The sequence below is a fragment of the Rhodococcus sp. 27YEA6 genome (assembly GCF_044908235.1).
Taxonomy (GTDB): Bacteria; Actinomycetota; Actinomycetes; order Mycobacteriales; family Mycobacteriaceae; genus Rhodococcus_F; species Rhodococcus_F qingshengii.
In genome coordinates, this window is the sequence record NZ_JBIYCY010000001.1 from 209413 (window position 1) to 226548 (window position 17136).

Genomic DNA, 17136 nt, shown 5'->3' on the forward strand with positions numbered 1-17136 from the left:
TCACGACTCGCACACCACGTCTTCGGCCGGCAGTGAGCCGTCGAGCAGGTACGAGTTGACGGCGGCGTTCGCGCAAGTATTCGCGTAGCCGGGGAACACCGCATGAGTGCGGCCTGGAACTGTCACGAGCCGTGAGCCTTTCATCGCTTCATGCATGCCGAGGCCTTCGTCGTACGTCGTGCGGGTGTCACCGGTTGCCTGGATCTGCAAGGTCGGAACGTTGTTGTCGATGTCGATCCGCGTAGGGGCCTCACTGCGCCAGAACGCGCACGGCATGATCGTGTTGTGTGTGCCGGCAAAGATCGGCTGATCATCACGGTGCTCCTCCAACTTGTTGCGGTACCACTGGGGATCGCTCGGCATCGATACGTCTCCGCAGACGATGGCGATTGTCCCGGCATAGTCAGGACCGGTTCCCAGTTCGGTCTGGAACCATGCCTGCATCAATCCCGTCAGCTGGGGATGGATGTTCTCGACGGTCTTGCCTGCGGCGAGATCGCGCAACTGAACCAATACCTGTGCGAATGCCTCACTTTCCTTCTCGGTGTCGCCGGTTCCGTTGACGTACATCAGGAATGGAAGGACGTGATCGTCGACGGCATGGTCACCGATCTGTATCGGAGTGGTGGCCGCGTCCGAGATCAGCTTCTCGATGAGGGCGCGAACTTCGGCGGGCGTCGATCCGAGTGCATAGGTGGAGTTGTGTTCTGCTGCCCACTGCGAGAATCCGTCGATCGCTTTCTCGTTGGCCGGGCCCATGTCCTGGAACATCTCGTATCCGTATTTCTTCGGATCCGGTGCACTGTCGAGAACCACACGGTCGATCCTGTCCGGGAACATTTGAGCATAGGTTGCACCGAGGTATGTGCCGTACGACCACCCGAAGTACGACGCCTTCTCCTGGTCGAGGGCGCCACGAATCACGTCGAGGTCGCGGGCGATGTTTTGAGTATTGATGTGCGGCAGATAGTCCGGGTACTTGTCCCAGCATGTGTCAGCGGCCTTGCGTGCGAGCGCAACACTCTCGTTCCATCCCTCGTCCGTGGTGCCCGGCGACCGCATCCATGTCATCTGTTCGACGCCGCAGTCGATCGGTGTGCTCTTGCCGAGTCCTCGGGTATCCATGCCGATGACGTCGTATGCCGCTGCGACTTCCGGTGTCATTCCCGCATTCAGAATCTCGGGCAATCCCAGTCCTCGGCCACCCGGCCCACCAGGGTTGGTGAGCAGGATCCCGCGTCGCTGTGCGGGGTCGGTGGACGCGACCCGCGAGATCGCCACTTCGATCGTTTTGCCGTCAGGGACGGAATAGTCCAAAGGTACTGTGACCATGGCGCATTCACTTGCGGTCGACGTTCCGGTATCTGTGGCGCATGGCCCCCACTCGAGATCCTGTTCGTAGAACGCGCTGAGATTCGATTGTGGATCTTCCTGCGGAGTAGCAGGATCCGAGCACGCCGCCAATGCAGGTACGGCGAGCGCGGCAGCGGCGATTGTGGTAGCCAGCCACCTTCGTGGTCGAGGCATGCGTGATCTGGGCATGGTGAATCCAGTCATTGTCGTGTCCTTGTGTTGAGCCCATTTTCGGGCAGTGTTGGTCACCCCACTTCGAATGTGGGGGTTGATCAGGGTTTTTCAGAGGTGGGATTGACGGGCGGCGAACTCCGCGGCCACAGCCTTCGCGAATCTTTCCTGGGTGACGGTTCGTCGATCCGCTTGGTGTTCGCGCAGTACCGCTACCAGCCGGGTGGGGGAAGCGTCCTCCGGTGCAGCCTGTTCGGGTAGCACGCTCTCGGTGAAGTCGCAGAACTGAATGGCAAGGGCCGCAATCGTGTCCGCGTCAGCCGGTGCGTCGGCGAGGGCATACATGCGAGTTATCAATTCGATGGCCTGCTCGCGGTTCGGCTCGGCCAATACCCGGCGATGGGCGGACAGGAGTGAATCGCAGACCTCGGGATCGCCCCCGGAGACCGTGAGTGCGAGGATCAGAAGTTCACGCTCGTTGTCGATCCACGCTGTCGGCGCACCGGCAACGACGTACTGTGCGAGCACTTCCGAAAACGCGTCGGGTAGTTCAGGATCGGCATTGCGGCGTAGCGACTCGATGTGCGCACGCTGAACAGCGATCTGTTCGGCCTTCGTCGCCAATTCCTTGTCGAGGGCATCGAGTGCAGACCGAGTGTCGTGAGCGTCGCCGTCGAGTAGTTCGGCGATCTTGGCAACAGGAATCCCCAGATCGCGCAGGCGGCGGATGCGACTCAGTCGTGCCAGGTCCACCGCCCGGTACGTGCGGTAGCCGTTGGGTTGGCGTTGTGGTTCTTCGAGAAGGCCGTTCGAGTGGTAGTAGCGCACGGATCTGACGGTGGTGCCGGCCAATTTGGCCAGCTCGCCGATGGTCATCATCGCCCTGCCCTCCCGTGATCGAATCGGATTCCGTCTGTGAAAACCATTCTCCAACCTTGACGCGGCGTCAGGGTCAAGATTCGCGCCGGAGAACGTGACCGTTGACACTTTAAGGAGGCGGACTTAATCTGACTTTTGTCCTTTACGACATCGTCGATTTCGAGGAAGTGCCCTGATGGCTACCCTTTTTCCTGCGGCAACAATCTTTCCGATCCCCACCGACCCGCTTGCTGCGTACGGTCCACTCGTTGCTCGCCGGAATCCCGAGTCGGTAGTTCCGGCACCGTACGAACACCTTGCGGTCAAGGCGGTCGCGCCGACGATCGGAGCGGAAATCTCCGGTATTCGACTCGGCGGGGGTCTGTCTGATGCCGTGATTGCGGAACTCCGCCGAGCTCTCCTCGAATGGAAAGTCCTCTTCTTCCGCGATCAGGACCTCGACCGAGCGGAACATCGAGCTTTTGCCGAGCGTTGGGGCGATCTCGAACAGCATCCGTTCTTCAAGTACACGCAGCCCGGGCAGACGGACGTCGATGTCACGACACTGGCGAAGGATGCGATGGTCGGCGGAGTCGAGAACAACTGGCACAACGACGTTACGTGGCACGAGTTTCCTTCGTTCGCAGCAGTTCTTCGTGCGGTCGAGGTGCCGGAGGTGGGTGGTGACACTTTGTGGGCCGATACTGCAGCTGCCTACGATCTGCTTCCTGAAGACATCAAGAAGCGTATCGACCCGCTTGTTGCAGAACACGATTGGATCAACTCGTTCGGCAGGTCGATGCCGGTGGATGCGGTCGAGATGTTGCGTCCGAAGTTCCCCGCTGTGCAGCATCCGGTGGTTCGGATCATTCCGGAAAGTGGCAGGCGGGTGTTGTTCGTCAACATGACCTTCACGCAACGGATCTTGGGTGTGTCAGAAGAAGAATCGAACGAACTTCTCACGATGCTGTATCGCCACGTCAATCGTCCGGAATTTCAGGTCCGTTTGAAGTGGGAGCCGAATACTGTTGCCTTCTGGGACAATCGGACCTGCCAGCACTACGCGGCCAGTGACTACTTCCCGGCTCGTCGTGTGATGGATCGAATCTCGATTGTCGGGGATCGACCGGTGGGCGTCGGGGGCTGATACGACGCTCAGCGCCTCGAGTGTCTACTACGGGAAGTAGTAACGCACCTCACATAGTTTTTCGACGCCTTGTCGATATGATTTCGACAAGGCGTCGATAAAAGTCGGCGTGACTCGTATCGACGACTTTGGAGCTTCCCGAATGTTCCTCGCCCTGCGTGAACTGTGGTTTGCGCGAAATCGATTCCTCTTGATGGGTGCCGTGGTTGCCCTCATCTCGATCCTGATGGTGATTCTGTCCGGCCTCTCGTCCGGCCTGGTAAACGACGGTGTCTCCGCTTTGCAGCGGACGCCGATTCAGGCGTTTGCCTTCGCGCCGGACACCAAAGCCGACTCGGCGTTTTCGCGCTCGGTCGTCACCGAGGAGCAGGCGCAGGCATGGCGTATGCAACCCGATGTCCAAGACGCCGAGCTCTTCGGCAACATGATCGTCAATGCAAAAACTCGCAGTGGCACGCCTGTCGATCTCACGCTCTTCGGCATCGAACCTGGCTCCTTCCTCGAGCCCGTCTCCGCCGACGGGAGGGGGCTGCAAGCCGACACGGACATCATCGTCAGCTCTACCTTCCGTGACGACGGTGTTGCGATCGGTGACACCGTGATACTCGATCGACTCGGTACGGAGCTGACAGTTGTCGGATTCACCGAAGACAAGCGCACTTTCGGTCACGTCGACGTCGCCTACCTGCCCCTGCGTACTTGGCAGGAGGTTCACGCCGGTGCCAAGATCGGCGAAACCGCCAATGCCAGTGCCTATTCCGAAGCAAGTGTTGTTGCGATTCGGGGCATTGGTGGCGCGTTACCGGATCTCGTGTCGGGCGATGCGGCGGCGGGAACGTCCGCAAAGACGCTCGAGGAATCTTTCGACTCCTCACCAGGGTTCTCCGCGGAAATGATGACTATGTCGATGATCAAGGCGTTTCTGTACGCGATTTCGGCCCTGGTGGTCGGTGCATTCTTCAGTATCTGGACGGTTCAGCGCGGTCGTGAACTCGCAGTGTTGCGCGCGATGGGAGCCTCTACCGGCTTCCTGCTTCGTGACGGCATGGCGCAGGCACTGGTAGTGCTGCTTGGTTCCATCGGCCTCGGTGTGTTGCTGGGCTTGGGGCTCGGTTCGGGGCTCGAAGGCGGGGGGATGCCGTTCGCCCTCGAGTCCGGCCCAGTCGTCAACGGCGCAGTGCTCTTGGCGGTACTCGGGCTGGTCGGCGCAGCCGTTGCCATCGTCCGTGTTACCCGTGTCAACCCGCTCACCGCATTGGGAGAAAACCGATGACCACAGTCGAAAAGACCACAACCGGATTGGTATTGACCGCTGTCAGTCTTCGATTCGGTGACGGTGACTCCACCGTGCTCGCCCTCGACAACGTGAACCTGGAGGTCTCGTGCGGCGAACTTGTCGCGATCGTCGGACCGTCAGGCGCTGGAAAGTCGAGCTTGCTCGCTGTGGCCGGCGGACTCGGTCGGCCGTCGAGTGGAACGATTGTCATCGACGGCGTGGACGTGTCGGCGATGCCGGCCCGTGCTCTCGCCAAACTTCGACGAGACAAGGTCGGCTTCGTCTTTCAGTCCGGCAACCTGATTCCAGCGCTGACGGCGCGCGATCAGCTTCGGCTGATTCCCAAGCTCACGGGGCGGCCGGGTCGCGATCCCGAGGAGTTGCTCGACTCGGTCGGTATGAGTCACCGTGCAGATCGTCGACCCGGTCAACTCTCCGGCGGTGAACGCCAGCGCGTCGGTATCGCTCGGGCATTGATGAGCAATCCCTCGCTACTGCTCGTCGACGAGCCGACGGCTGCTCTCGACCGCAAACGCAGCCATGAGGTGGTCGAACTGCTCTCGCGCGAAACTCACGAGGCAGGCGTCGCTACGATCATGGTGACCCACGATCACGACGTGCTCGGGCACTGCGACCGCATCCTCGAAATGGTTGACGGTCGGTTGCGTCAGAGCGAGTAAGCCCGCGAGGGGACTGGAGGAGATTCGGTGCCGAGGATCGATGCGCCCACTGTGGTCGAGCATCGTGCTGCTCAGCGCCGTGCCCTCCTCGACGCTGCACACGCTCTTCTGTCCGAGGCCCCGGACCGGCCGCCGGGGCTCGGTGAGGTGGCAGCGAAGGCAGGGCTCGCCAGGTCGAGTGCCTACCACTACTTCCGGTCCCGGGAAGATCTCCTCAGTGCCGTCGTCGAAGACATGTTCCCGCGCTGGAACGACAAGATCGTCGAGGCGATGGCAGGCGCAGACGATCCGGTATGGGCGTACGTCGAGGCAAACCTCCAACTGGTTGCCGACGGGGAGCATGCGATAGTCGGAGCGCTGGCGACGCTGACCCCACAAACGTTTCGAGATTCGCGGATCATGGAAATGCACGACAGTCTTGTGCTTCCGCTGGTCGAGGCCCTTCGCCTCCGTGGCGTGTCGGACCCGAAGCTCACCGCCAAGTTGATCAACTCGCTGGTGCATACGGGTACCGAACTGATCGAATCCGGTTGCAGCATGGAGGAAGTCAGGTCCGCCGTGCGTGAGGTCCTCGCGTGACGGGCACCCTCAGGCCGTAATCAGATCCATCCGAAGGTACTCGGTGATGCGGAGCAGCCTCGGAGGCTCGGACACGTCTGAGGAAAGTGCTTGAAATGCTTCGTCTTTCGCGACGAGGCGTGGGGTGCCGAGGCTCACCTCCGTCTCGTCGACCGACAGTCGAGCGCTTCCCGCTCTCAAGACGTTCTGCACCCAGTCCGAGCCTGATCCGTACACCAGAATGAAGACGTAGCCACCCTCGACCGGATAGGCGTCGAGGGGCGTCCGGTAGGTCGTGCCGGATGTGCGTCCGACGTGAGTCAGTACCGGCCATTTACCGCTCGAAATTGCACGCGGGTTGAACACTCGCTTGTTGACATGTCCCCACCATCTCGGCATCGGCATTGCGATCTCCCTTCGCGAGCGCCTTACGAACGTAAGGCTGGCTTACACCTGTAAGGGTGACTTACGCATGTAAGGTTGTCAACGTATTCGTTCCGCCGAGGGGAGTCTGTGTGTCACGGCAACCGCGACAGTCGCTGAACAGGACTCGCGTAATCGAGGGTGCGATCCGCGTTGCCGACGCGGGTGGTGTCGAGGCCGTCACGATGCGACGGGTGGCCCAGGAGCTGGGCATCGAGGCGATGTCGCTCTACTACCACGTGCCCAACAAAGATGCGATTCTCGACGGCCTCGTCGATGCGGTCTTCGAGGCGATCGACCTGCCCGACAGTGAGTGTGCGGATTGGCGAGATGCAATCCGTGGACGCGCCTTTTCCGCTCGCACAGTCCTGTCGCAGCACCGTTGGGCTCTCGGTCTGCTGGATTCGCGACGCAGCCCTGGCTCGGCGACCCTGCGTCATCTCGACGCTGTGCTCGGAGTGCTCCGGAAGGCCGGGTTCACACTCCCGATGGCCGCCCACGGAGCCTCGCTGATCGACAGCTACATCGGCGGATATGTTCTCCAGGAGGCGAATCTGCCGATCAGCGGGCCCGTCGACGTCCAAGAAGTTGCGAGTGACATCCTCGAGCGCCTTCCGGCTGAAGAGTTGCCCTTCCTTCACGAGATGATCGTCGATCACGGTCTGAGTCCGGCTTACGACCACACGAGTGAGTTCGCCTACGGTCTCGATCTCATCCTCGATGCGCTCGAGGCGCGTCGCGCATCGGCGGCACCGGTCCTCGAATAGCGACGATTCGTGTCCAGTTGCTCACCCTTACTGAGGTGACGCAAGGTTATGTGCACGCGGGTGAGCTGCAGTGTCCCTATTGACAGGTGGCTGTATATACAGGACTATACATTCAGTAAAAGTGACCCAAGGCACATTGCGTAGATGATGTGATGCACGCCCGCGGTGGCCGAGTCCTTCGATCGATGGAGTTCTGATGACTGAACGTCTTCCTGGAGAAGACCGGACGGAAGACGACAATGTCCTGCTCGACGGGAAAGGGTTGTCGGTTCACCGGGTGAACGAAATCGCGCGAGAGCCGGCCGTGATTCGACCTGCCGACGCGGCTCTCGAGCTCACACGGCGGTCATGGGAGACCGCGGTTCGGGTTTCCTCCCGTCAAGCGGTGTACGGGCGCACTACCGGGGTAGGCGGGAATCGCGAAACATCCGTCTCCGACGGTGTGCAGCAGGATCTGAGGCTTCTGAGAAGTCACGCAACGGGATCGGGCCCCAGGCTCCCTGACCGGTTGGTGCGCGCCGCGATCGTCATCCGCACCAACCAGATCCTCAACGGCGGCTCAGGTATGCATCCCGACATCATCGACGGTCTGGTTGCTGCTGTTGCTTCACAGAACCTGCCGACAGTGCACGCACGCGGTGCGATCGGAACGGGTGACCTGAGTGCGTTCTCCGAAATCGCCATGGGGCTGATCGGCGAGAGCCCGCTTCGCGACGGACGCACCGGAATCGGTTGGACTCCGCACCACGGTGATGCACTTCCGTTCATTTCCACCAATGCGATGACGGTGGCGATCGCCGGCGACACCAGTATCGAAGTCGCGGGGTGGCTTCAGCACTGCTTGGTTGTCAGTGTTCTTTCCGTGCTTGCGTCGCGTAGTTCTGTCGAACCGTTTGCTGCACAAGTACAGTCGGCAAGAATGCACTTCGGTCAAGCGGAAGTCGCAGAGCGGGTTCGCGATCTGCTGGCACCACACGACATCACACCCGTGAGAGTTCAGGACTCGTTCGGGTTTCGCGCCCTACCGCAAATCTTGGGTGCCACCTGGCAAGCGGTGCATCGACTGCAGAACACGCTGAGTATCGAGATGAATTCGTCTTCGGAGAATCCGCTGGTGTCGGTCGAAGACGACATGGTGTTCCACAACGGAAATTTCCACGCAATGCCAATAGCCCTTGCAGTCGACGAGGCGAAGTTGGCGGTCGCCAGTGCTGCCCTGCTCTCGCAATGTCGGCTCGCCAACCTCTCCGACCCCGCAGTCACCGGCCTTCGTGCGTTCCTTGCAGACGGTCCCGACGGCAGCAGCGGAACCATGCTTCTCGAATACACGACTTCTGCTGCCATTGCCGAGATCCGCTCGTCGGCGGCACCGGGGTCGTTGGGCCACACGGTAATTTCGCGCGGCACCGAGGATCACGCAAGTTTCGCATCCCAAGCTGCAACTCAATTGGCGGACATTCTTGCCCAATCTCGATTGGTGCTGGCGTGTGAACTGATCTCGGCAGTTCGCGCACTCTCGCAACAACAGCGTGAGCTGGATCCGGCGACCGAGCTCGGCGCGTACCTCGCGCGTGCGCGTTTGGTGCTGGACACGAGGACCGAAGACCGGCCACTCAGTGCAGATCTGAGTGCCGCCGTGAACTTTCTTTCTCAACCGCTCGACCAGTAAGCAGGTGGACCGAATCACAAGTAGGTGTGTGCTCGAACGGAACTCGACCATTTCTCCTGGGTGCGTCCGGACTCAGGTCGACACGAAAGTAGTTCGTAGATGATCAAATTCGACAAGGTCACCAAGGCGTACCCAGACGGAACCATTGCCGTCGATGCTCTCGATCTGGAATGCCCGACGGGAAAGATCACCGCGTTGGTGGGTCCTTCCGGCTGCGGCAAGACGACCTCACTCCGCATGATCAACAGGCTGATCGAACCGACGTCAGGCACGATTTCGCTCGACGGCGAGTCCACGGCGGGAATGGATCCGGCCCTTCTGCGTCGACGCATCGGGTACGTGATCCAGCACGCGGGTCTCTTTCCCCATCGCACCATCGTCGACAACATAGCGACCATGCCTCGATTGCTCGGTGCGAGTAAAAAGGAATCTCGCACTCGCGCTATGGAATTGCTCGAAACGGTTGGTCTGACGACCAACTTCGCCGACCGCTATCCGTGGCAGCTCTCCGGAGGGCAGCAGCAACGAGTCGGTGTTGCGCGAGCATTGGCTGCGGATCCGTCATTCATGCTGATGGACGAACCGTTCAGCGCCGTTGATCCGGTTGTTCGCGGCCAGCTGCAAGACGAGTTTCTCCGTCTGCAGAAGGAAATCGGAAAAACGATCATCATCGTCACCCACGACATCGACGAAGCGCTGAAACTCGGGGATCAAGTGGTGGTTCTGCGTACCGGCGGCATTCTTGCGCAGGCGGCGACGCCCCTCGAATTGCTGACTCAACCTGCCGACGAATTTGTTGCCGACTTCGTCGGACGTGACCGTGGGTACCGATCGTTGGGGTTCACGACATTGGACGGCGACCTACCGACGGTGTCAGAACCCGTTGCGCATCTGGGCGATTCCGCTGCGGCGGCCCGCGCACTCACCGGCGATACGTGGCTGTTGGTAGTGGATCCCGCGAACAAGCCGCTCGGATGGGTGAGGCCGGACGCGCTCACGGATTGTATCCGCCCGGATGACTTGAATCTCAGTGGAACACTTGCGGATTCCACCGGGACGATGCGCGCTCTGCTGGATGCGGCGCTGTCAGCGCCGAGCAAGCGGGGCGTTGTCGTGGACGACGCCGGACGCCTGGTGGGAACCGTCACTGCGCATGCTGCAGTGGAAGCCATCGAGGCTGCCGATCTGGCTGACGCGGGGAGGGCACTCCGATGAACTTCGAATGGCTCGGACGTCAGTCCGACCGGATCATGGACTTGGTGGGATGGCATGTTCTGCTGTCGTTGATTCCCTTGGTGATCGGCTTGGTGGTCGCGTTGCCGATCGGCTGGGTCGCCTATCGCAGTCGTCGGTTGCATCCCTACGTGGTGGGGACGGCCGGATTGCTCTACACGATCCCTTCGCTCGCGCTCTTCGTGCTCCTGCCTCCAATTCTGGGTACCAAGATTCTGGATCCGATGAACATCATCGTGGCGCTCACCGTGTACACCGTTGCTCTGCTCGTGCGGGTAGTGGCCGACGCGCTCGATTCGGTTCCGCCGGAGACGGTTCTGGCAGCGACGGCGATGGGCTACCGGCCGTATCAGACGCTGTTGAAAGTACAGTTGCCAGTAGGAGTTCCGGTGATCTGTGCAGGTTTGCGCGTCGCAGTCGTCTCGAACGTCAGTCTTGTCTCACTGGGCGCACTCCTGGGTATTCCGCAGATAGGTTCCTTGTTCACCCAGGGATTTCAGTTGCGTTTCTACACGCCCATCATCGCGGGTATCGCTCTGTGTCTGGTGCTGGCGTTGATCCTTGATCTCCTCATCATGTTGGCGAATCGGTTGTTGACGCCGTGGACCCCGAAAGTGACTACATCATGATCAGCTTCCTTCTCGACGGATCCCACTGGACCGGGCCGGACGGCATCCCCACCCTTCTCGTTCAGCATTTGATGTACACATTCGCCGCGCTGGCGGTGGCTGCGGTTATCGCGACCCCGCTCGGTCTCTACATCGGACATACGGGCCGAGGCTCCGTTGTTGTTGCTGGACTAGCCAACTCGCTACGAGCGCTGCCGACCATCGGTCTGCTGATCCTACTGGTTCTCATCATCGCGCCGTCATTCCCGAACAAACTCGCGTATCTGATCCCCAGCCTCATCGTCCTGGTGCTTCTCGCGATCCCTCCCATTCTCACCAACACGTATGCCGGAGTTCGAGCGGTCGATCAGGCTGCGGTCGACGCAGCGCGGGGGATGGGATTTCGGTCGATGCGGATCTTGACCGAGGTCGAGATTCCATGTGCCCTGCCACTCATGTTGTCCGGCATCAGAAGTGCCGTTCTTCAGATCGTCTCCACTGCGACTGTGGCCGCTTACATTTCGTTGGGCGGGCTCGGCCGGTTGCTGATCGACGGAAAAGCTCAGAGCGACTACGGCCAGATGGCGGCCGGAGCCGTACTGGTATCGCTGATTGCCCTGGTTTTCGATCTCGGAATCGGCGCACTGACTGCGCGGGTCGTTTCGCCTGGCCTGACCAGGCGCGATCGGAAGAAGAAGACAGAGAAGCCTGCCGCCACCTCACAGCGCACTGCTGTGCCTGAGCCCGCACCGATCTGAGGACGTTCGACATGAAGAAGGTATTGATCGCCGCGTTGGTCGGCGTGACAGCGGTTGCGTTGTCCAGCTGCGGAATCGGCAAGGACCCCTTGGCTACGGACGGCGGCGGTAGCGCTGAGGGCGCCATCGTGATCGGTTCCGCCGATTTTCCCGAGAGCCAACTGATTGCGACCATTTACGCCGAAGCGCTTCGTGCCAACGGTATCGACGTTACCGAGAAGTTGAACATCGGTAGCCGAGAACTCTATGTACCGGCACTGCGCGACGGTTCCATCGATCTGATCCCCGAGTATTCCGGCGCCTTGTTGCAATATCTGGACAGCAAGACAACGGCGACGGCTTCAGATGAAGTATCCGCTGAAATCGATGCGAAATTGCCCAAGGGTCTGGTGGCTCTCGAGCCCTCGCCCGCAGAGGACAAGGATGTACTTGCCGTCAAACAGGAGACGGCGGAAAAGTATTCGCTGGAGACCGTCGAGGATCTGGTGCAGCATGCCGACGAGTTGACTCTCGGCGGACCGCCGGAATGGAAGACGCGCGAAAACGGCGTCGCCGGCTTGAAGACCAAATACGGCCTGACATTCCGGGAGTTCCTGGCACTCGATGCAGGTGGACCCCTCACGCTCAATGCGCTTCTGAGCGGGCAGATACAGGTTGCCGATGTCTTCAGTACCGATCCTGCGATGCGCTCGGAGAACTTGGTTGCACTCGAGGATACGAAGCACCTCTTCCTCGCGGAGAACATCACGCCGATCATCAACGAGTTGAAGGCTCGCGATGACGTCCGATCCGTGCTCGCGGGGGTTTCGGCGGCGCTGACCACCGAAGATCTCATCGAGATGAACCAGCGCGTTGCCGATCTCGACGACATGAGTGACATCGCTCAGGACTGGTTGCAGGAGAACTCCCTGGTGCCATGATCGAAGGCCGGGGTGGCGTCCTTGTCGTCGGTCGAACAGACGATATCGATACGACCCCGCTCGGGGTAACGTCGCGAAGTCAGGCATGCCTCGACCTCGCGGCGAGCCGTTCCGACCAAGGATGCCGACATGCCGAGAAGCCGACCGCGCACACCCATTGGACGAGTTCGGAACGGCGCAGCCACTACAACCACGGTTGTAGTGGCCGGCCTGTGTCTGGCATCAGGCTGGAACGCCCATGCAGTTTCCGAGTTGCGCTGTAGTTCCGCTCACGACGCCTAGTGGCACCGGACGGGCAATTCTCACCAGCGAGGGCGTCACCGTCATCGAATCACCGCCGGGAACGCTGACCGACCGCGGCGTCGGTGACGGCTCCACCGTCGCTCAGATCGAATCGGTTTACGGCAACGATCATTCGACACGGACGATTCAGACTGAGTCAGGCCAATCGATCTTCGTCACCACCGGTGATCCAAGGCAAGTCGGTAATGGCGACCCCGGAGGGTTGATCGGCTTTTCGATTCACGACGGTACGGTCGGGCCTCCTGTGATCGGTGGTGTCCCCGGCTTCGAGTACTGCTCGGGCAATTCGTCGACTTCGACTTCACGATTGCCGACGGCATCCACATCCGAGGGGTGCGGAACGATCACGTACCCCGAGACAGGCGTTGTCGCCGCCATCGGCAATCTGCAAGGCGGCATCACTTGTGAGGTGGCAAAGGACATAGTTTGGAGTGCTCGGACAGAACTCGTGGAATCAGTTTTCAGGCAGTCCCGTAGATCTGCTGGAGGCGCGCCGAGGCTAGCGCTGAACCGGCACGTGCTTCGTGACTATCCGGTGGATCAGACGAGCAGCCGTTCGGGCAGTGCGATTGTCGACGTCGAGGCTCGGGTTCAGTTCGGCGACATCGAGAACCGCGAGTTTTCCGCTGGACGTGACTCGGTCACATACGTATTGGATGGTTTCGAGGCTGACTCCGTAGGCCGCAGGTGCGCTGACGCCCGGCGCCACAGCTGCAGGCAGGACATCGAGGTCGATGGTCAGGTAGACCAGATCGACGTCGTCGAGGAAGTCTGCGAGGAACTGATCCACGACGCCTCGGCCGATCGCTCCGCATTCTTCGTCGAGCAGATAGCGAACACCGAGGCGGTGAGCCGTGTCGAACAGTGCCGTGGTGTTGCTCGGTTGGCTGATTCCGATCACGCTGTACTGATGCGAGGTGCCTGCCGCGGCTTCGTCCTCGGCGATCTGACGAAAGGGTGTGCCGGAGCTGGGTATCGGATCGCCCCGCAGGTCGAAGTGCGCATCCAAGTTGAGGATTCCGAGTTTGGCTCCAGCGGTTCGCAACTCGGAGCCCGCGACGCCGAGGTATGTGCCGTAGGCGATTTCGTGTCCTCCCCCGAGAACCACGGGGAAGTGTCCCGAATCAAGCGCAGCGCTGACGGCGTTCCCGAGTGCGGCCTGACCGGCCTCGAGTTCTTCACCCGACACGGCAACGGTTCCCGCGTCCTGAATCTGCAGTGGTTCGGCCAGCGCCATGGAAGCCAACCCGGCTCGCAAAGCGTCGGGGCCATCCGCGGCACCGCGGCGGCCCTTGTTGCGGCGGACTCCTTCGTCGCTGGAGAATCCGATCAGAACACAGTCGCCGGGAGCTGTTTCGGCTGAATACGGTTGCACGGCATGATGCCACCGCAGATGCTTGGCAGTGGTGCCGTCGGAGCGCCCGGTCCACGGCTTGGGTTCGATGTCGACTGCGATCTGATGTGCCACGACGGCCTCCCGGTGAGTATTTCAGTAGCTTGTGGCGAGTGCGCCGTTTTTCCAGACCTCGCGCACCAGGGGGACGCCCGGGCGGTAGGCGAGGTGGAGGTACGACGGTGCATCGAGCGCGATGGCGTCGGCACGTGTTCCGAGAGAAAGGGTTCCGACGTCGGTGCGCTGCAGCGCCCGGGCGCCTCCTGCAGTGGCTGCCCAGACTGCCTCGGCGGGTGTCATGTGCATGTCTCGCACCGCAATTGCTATGCAGAACGGGAGGCTGGTGGTGTAGCAGGTGCCGGGATTGCAGTCGGCGCCGAGAGCTACTGTGACGCCGGCGTCCAGCAGTGCGCGGGCGTCGGGGTACTTGTTGCGGGTGGAGAAGTCGGCACCTGGCAACAGTGTTGCGACGGTGGAACTCTGAGCCAGGGCGTCGATGTCCTCGGCGGTGACGTAGGTGACGTGATCGACGGACGCGGCTCCCATCTCGACGGCGAGCTGAACTCCTGGCCCTTCGCCGAGTTGATTGCCGTGGACGCGGGGGATCAGTCCAGCGGCGACGCCTGCGCTCAGGACTGCATGTGCCTGTTCGCGGTTGAACGCGCCTCGCTCGCAGAAGACATCGATCCACTTCGCGTGTGGCGCACAGGCAGGGATCATCTCGTCGCACGCCATGGCGACGTAGTCATCGACGCGACCGGCATATTCGGGTGGTGGAACGTGGGCGGCCAGCAGTGTGACCTCGTCGGTGAACTGTCCGGCGATCAGTGCGCTGCGTAGTTCGCTCTCGGTGTTCTGCCCGTATCCGGTCTTGCATTCGACGGTTGTGCTGCCCGAGCGCAGGGATTCGTCGAGTAGGCGTCGAACATTGGCCTGCAATTGTTCGTCGGTGGCCGAGCGCGTCGCTTCGATGGTGTTGCGAATGCCGCCGGCGGCGTACTTCTCGCCCGCCATGCGAGCTGCGAATTCCTCGGCCCGCTCGCCACCGAACACCAGGTGCGAGTGACTCTCCACGAAACCGGGGAGCAGGGCCCGACCGCCGATATCCTGACCGATATCGGCAGCCGGGGCGTCGGCGGAATCACCGACCCAAGCAACAACGCCGTCGTCGAAAACGATTGCCGCGTCGTGTCGTACGCCGAGCTTGCCCTCACCCAGAGTCGGGTCATTGGTGACGAGGGTTCCGATGTTGGTCAGAACGGTGGTTCGAGAACCATTCGTGGTCAATGTAATTCCTAACTCAGGGTGAGGTGGTGGAGCTGTTTCAGTTCTCGGTCATCGGGATGCGGACGCCGCGGGTGGCTGCCGTGTCGATGGCGTGGTCGTATCCTGCATCCGCATGCCGGATGACGCCCATCCCGGGATCGTTGGTGAGAACTGCTTCGAGCTTCTTGGCTGCGAGTTCGGTGCCGTCGGCGATGCACACCTGTCCCGCGTGGATGGAGCGTCCCATACCGACGCCGCCGCCTTGGTGGAGTGAAACCCACGAAGCGCCGGACGCGGTGTTGACCAGGGCGTTGAGCAGCGGCCAGTCGGCGATCGCGTCGGACCCGTCGATCATCGATTCGGTTTCGCGGTACGGCGAGGCGACCGATCCGGAGTCGAGGTGATCGCGGCCGATGGCGATCGGTGCGGAGAGCTCGCCCGAGGCCACCATCTCGTTGAACTTGAGGCCGGCGAGGTGGCGCTCACCGTATCCGAGCCAGCAGATGCGAGCCGGAAGGCCTTCGAAGGCAACCTTTTCGCCGGCCATGGTGATCCAGCGGCGCAGGTGCTCGTTCTCGGGGAAGAGTTCGAGGATGGCCTTGTCGGTGGCCTCGATGTCCTTGGGATCACCCGAGAGCGCCGCCCAGCGGAAGGGGCCGAGGCCTTCTTCGAAGAGCGGACGGATGTAGGCGGGAACGAATCCGGGGAAGTCGAATGCACGGTCGTAGCCGGCCTTGCGGGCCTCGTCGCGGATGGAGTTGCCGTAGTCGAATACCTCGGCGCCGGCGTCCATGAATCCGACCATGGCCTTGACGTGTGCGGCCATCGCATTGCGGGAATCTTCGGTGAACTTCTGCGGATCCTTCTCCGACATGGTCTTCATGTCGCCGAAGTCGATGCCGATCGGCAGGTAGGCGAGGGGATCGTGCGCCGAGGTCTGGTCGGTCACGATGTCGATGGGGGCCTTCATCTCCAGCAGCGCCGGGAAGATCTCTGCCGCATTGCCTTCGAGGCCGATGGAGAGCGGCTTCTTGGCATCGCGTGCCGCGGTCGCCAGTTCGAGCGCGTGCTCGATGCTGTCTGCCTTGGTGTCGAGGTACTTGTGGGCGATACGACGGTCGATGCGGGTGATGTCGCAGTCGACGCAGATCGCGACGCCGTCGTTCATAGTGACGGCGAGAGGCTGAGCGCCGCCCATGCCGCCGAGACCCGCAGTGAGGGTGATCGTTCCGGCGAGTGAGCCGTTGTAGCGCTTCTTCGCGATGGCGCCGAAGGTCTCGTACGTACCCTGCAGGATTCCCTGGGTGCCGATGTAAATCCAGGAGCCTGCGGTCATCTGGCCGTACATGGTCAGGCCGAGGTCTTCGAGACGGCGGAACTCTTCCCAGTTCGCCCAGTCACCGACCAGGTTGGAGTTGGCGATCAGCACTCGCGGTGCCCACTCGTTGGTGCGGAAGACACCGACCGGCTTGCCGGACTGCACCAGCATGGTCTCGTCGTTCTTCAGCGTCTTCAGCGTGGCGACCATGGCGTCGAAGGCAGCCCAACTACGCGCTGCGCGACCGGTTCCGCCGTAGACGACGAGGCTGTCCGGGTGCTCGGCAACATCGGGGTCGAGGTTGTTCATGAGCATGCGCAGGGCACCCTCCTGCTGCCAACCGAGCGTCGTGAGCTCGGGGCCGCGGGGAGCACGGACGGGGCGCGGCTCGTGGCCGGGGGTGCTGATTTCCATTGTGTTCTCCTAGCTTGCTGA

17 protein-coding genes are annotated in these 17136 nt (G+C 61.4%); 10 read left to right on the top strand and 7 right to left on the bottom strand.

Going from position 1 to position 17136, the window contains the following annotated elements; all coding sequences use genetic code 11:
- Positions 1–1557: an alpha/beta hydrolase gene (locus ABH939_RS01080; RefSeq protein ID WP_221742416.1), complete on the bottom strand. Its 1557-nt coding sequence runs from the start codon at positions 1555–1557 to the stop codon at positions 1–3.
- A gap of 78 nt (positions 1558–1635) precedes the next feature.
- The gene (locus ABH939_RS01085) at positions 1636–2403 is read right to left on the bottom strand and encodes a MerR family transcriptional regulator (protein ID WP_404649201.1); all 768 of its coding nucleotides are present in this window, start codon (positions 2401–2403) and stop codon (positions 1636–1638) included.
- A gap of 175 nt (positions 2404–2578) precedes the next feature.
- Here ABH939_RS01085 and ABH939_RS01090 point away from each other — a divergent pair, with 175 nt between their 5' ends.
- The 4 genes from ABH939_RS01090 to ABH939_RS01105 all read left to right on the top strand — a co-directional run bounded on the left by ABH939_RS01090 (position 2579) and on the right by ABH939_RS01105 (position 6064).
- Positions 2579–3529 (top strand): TauD/TfdA family dioxygenase, encoded by a 951-nt coding sequence (locus ABH939_RS01090; protein WP_052416968.1) that lies wholly within the window; start codon positions 2579–2581, stop codon positions 3527–3529.
- A 142-nt stretch (positions 3530–3671) separates the two neighbouring features.
- Complete coding sequence (locus tag ABH939_RS01095) at positions 3672–4802, top strand: ABC transporter permease (protein ID WP_030536958.1); 1131 nt, start codon at positions 3672–3674, stop codon at positions 4800–4802.
- Positions 4799–5485: an ABC transporter ATP-binding protein gene (locus ABH939_RS01100; RefSeq protein ID WP_003939803.1), complete on the top strand. Its 687-nt coding sequence runs from the start codon at positions 4799–4801 to the stop codon at positions 5483–5485. The genes ABH939_RS01095 and ABH939_RS01100 overlap by 4 nt, the downstream gene beginning before the upstream one ends.
- A 27-nt stretch (positions 5486–5512) precedes the next feature.
- A complete protein-coding gene (locus ABH939_RS01105; protein WP_054781557.1) occupies positions 5513–6064 on the top strand; it encodes a TetR/AcrR family transcriptional regulator in 552 nt (183 codons plus the stop codon).
- A 9-nt stretch (positions 6065–6073) separates the two neighbouring features.
- Here ABH939_RS01105 and ABH939_RS01110 read toward each other — a convergent pair whose 3' ends face one another.
- On the bottom strand, positions 6074–6448 hold the full coding sequence (locus ABH939_RS01110) for a nitroreductase family deazaflavin-dependent oxidoreductase (protein WP_404649202.1): 375 nt from the start codon (positions 6446–6448) through the stop codon (positions 6074–6076).
- 110 nt (positions 6449–6558) lie between these two features.
- Between ABH939_RS01110 and ABH939_RS01115 the strand changes: the two genes are divergently transcribed.
- The 6 genes from ABH939_RS01115 (at position 6559) to ABH939_RS01140 (ending at position 12421) form a co-directional block, all read left to right on the top strand.
- On the top strand, positions 6559–7233 hold the full coding sequence (locus ABH939_RS01115) for a TetR/AcrR family transcriptional regulator C-terminal domain-containing protein (RefSeq protein WP_404649203.1): 675 nt from the start codon (positions 6559–6561) through the stop codon (positions 7231–7233).
- Between the two features lie 196 nt (positions 7234–7429).
- The gene (locus ABH939_RS01120; protein WP_003940419.1) at positions 7430–8902 is read left to right on the top strand and encodes an aromatic amino acid ammonia-lyase; all 1473 of its coding nucleotides are present in this window, start codon (positions 7430–7432) and stop codon (positions 8900–8902) included.
- Between the two features lie 99 nt (positions 8903–9001).
- A complete protein-coding gene (locus ABH939_RS01125; protein WP_003940114.1) occupies positions 9002–10117 on the top strand; it encodes an ABC transporter ATP-binding protein in 1116 nt (371 codons plus the stop codon).
- Positions 10114–10764, top strand: coding sequence for an ABC transporter permease (locus tag ABH939_RS01130; protein ID WP_003940005.1), 651 nt, complete (start codon positions 10114–10116; stop codon positions 10762–10764). The genes ABH939_RS01125 and ABH939_RS01130 overlap by 4 nt, the downstream gene beginning before the upstream one ends.
- A complete protein-coding gene (locus tag ABH939_RS01135; protein WP_404649204.1) occupies positions 10761–11501 on the top strand; it encodes an ABC transporter permease in 741 nt (246 codons plus the stop codon). The genes ABH939_RS01130 and ABH939_RS01135 overlap by 4 nt, the downstream gene beginning before the upstream one ends.
- Before the next feature lie 11 nt (positions 11502–11512).
- Entirely contained in the window at positions 11513–12421 is a 909-nt protein-coding gene (locus ABH939_RS01140) for an ABC transporter substrate-binding protein (protein WP_030536963.1), read from the top strand.
- 522 nt (positions 12422–12943) lie between these two features.
- Here ABH939_RS01140 and ABH939_RS01145 read toward each other — a convergent pair.
- From ABH939_RS01145 to hutU, 4 genes are all read right to left on the bottom strand, one after another.
- The gene (locus ABH939_RS01145; protein WP_155277930.1) at positions 12944–13102 is read right to left on the bottom strand and encodes a hypothetical protein; all 159 of its coding nucleotides are present in this window, start codon (positions 13100–13102) and stop codon (positions 12944–12946) included.
- 121 nt (positions 13103–13223) lie between these two features.
- A complete protein-coding gene (hutG, locus tag ABH939_RS01150; RefSeq protein ID WP_065455846.1) occupies positions 13224–14192 on the bottom strand; it encodes a formimidoylglutamase in 969 nt (322 codons plus the stop codon).
- 21 nt (positions 14193–14213) lie between these two features.
- Positions 14214–15404, bottom strand: a complete 1191-nt coding sequence (hutI, locus tag ABH939_RS01155) for an imidazolonepropionase (RefSeq protein WP_054187472.1) — start codon at positions 15402–15404, stop codon at positions 14214–14216.
- 37 nt (positions 15405–15441) lie between these two features.
- Positions 15442–17115: a urocanate hydratase gene (gene hutU, locus ABH939_RS01160; protein WP_007732742.1), complete on the bottom strand. Its 1674-nt coding sequence runs from the start codon at positions 17113–17115 to the stop codon at positions 15442–15444.
- Positions 17116–17136: the final 21 nt, after the last annotated feature.

What these genes read in the sequence shown, in the direction of transcription:
- ABH939_RS01125 (WP_003940114.1), top strand. Translation starts at nt 9,002, where the DNA reads ATGATCAAATTCGACAAGGTCACCAAGGCGTACCCAGACGGAACCATT.
- ABH939_RS01090 (WP_052416968.1), top strand. Translation starts at nt 2,579, where the DNA reads ATGGCTACCCTTTTTCCTGCGGCAACAATCTTTCCGATCCCCACCGAC.
- ABH939_RS01095 (WP_030536958.1), top strand. Translation starts at nt 3,672, where the DNA reads ATGTTCCTCGCCCTGCGTGAACTGTGGTTTGCGCGAAATCGATTCCTC.
- ABH939_RS01140 (WP_030536963.1), top strand. Translation starts at nt 11,513, where the DNA reads ATGAAGAAGGTATTGATCGCCGCGTTGGTCGGCGTGACAGCGGTTGCG.
- ABH939_RS01085 (WP_404649201.1), bottom strand. Translation starts at nt 2,403, where the DNA reads ATGATGACCATCGGCGAGCTGGCCAAATTGGCCGGCACCACCGTCAGA.
- ABH939_RS01120 (WP_003940419.1), top strand. Translation starts at nt 7,430, where the DNA reads ATGACTGAACGTCTTCCTGGAGAAGACCGGACGGAAGACGACAATGTC.
- ABH939_RS01130 (WP_003940005.1), top strand. Translation starts at nt 10,114, where the DNA reads ATGAACTTCGAATGGCTCGGACGTCAGTCCGACCGGATCATGGACTTG.
- ABH939_RS01145 (WP_155277930.1), bottom strand. Translation starts at nt 13,102, where the DNA reads ATGGCGGCGACAACGCCTGTCTCGGGGTACGTGATCGTTCCGCACCCC.
- ABH939_RS01100 (WP_003939803.1), top strand. Translation starts at nt 4,799, where the DNA reads ATGACCACAGTCGAAAAGACCACAACCGGATTGGTATTGACCGCTGTC.
- ABH939_RS01110 (WP_404649202.1), bottom strand. Translation starts at nt 6,448, where the DNA reads ATGCCGATGCCGAGATGGTGGGGACATGTCAACAAGCGAGTGTTCAAC.
- hutU (WP_007732742.1), bottom strand. Translation starts at nt 17,115, where the DNA reads ATGGAAATCAGCACCCCCGGCCACGAGCCGCGCCCCGTCCGTGCTCCC.
- ABH939_RS01080 (WP_221742416.1), bottom strand. Translation starts at nt 1,557, where the DNA reads ATGACTGGATTCACCATGCCCAGATCACGCATGCCTCGACCACGAAGG.
- ABH939_RS01135 (WP_404649204.1), top strand. Translation starts at nt 10,761, where the DNA reads ATGATCAGCTTCCTTCTCGACGGATCCCACTGGACCGGGCCGGACGGC.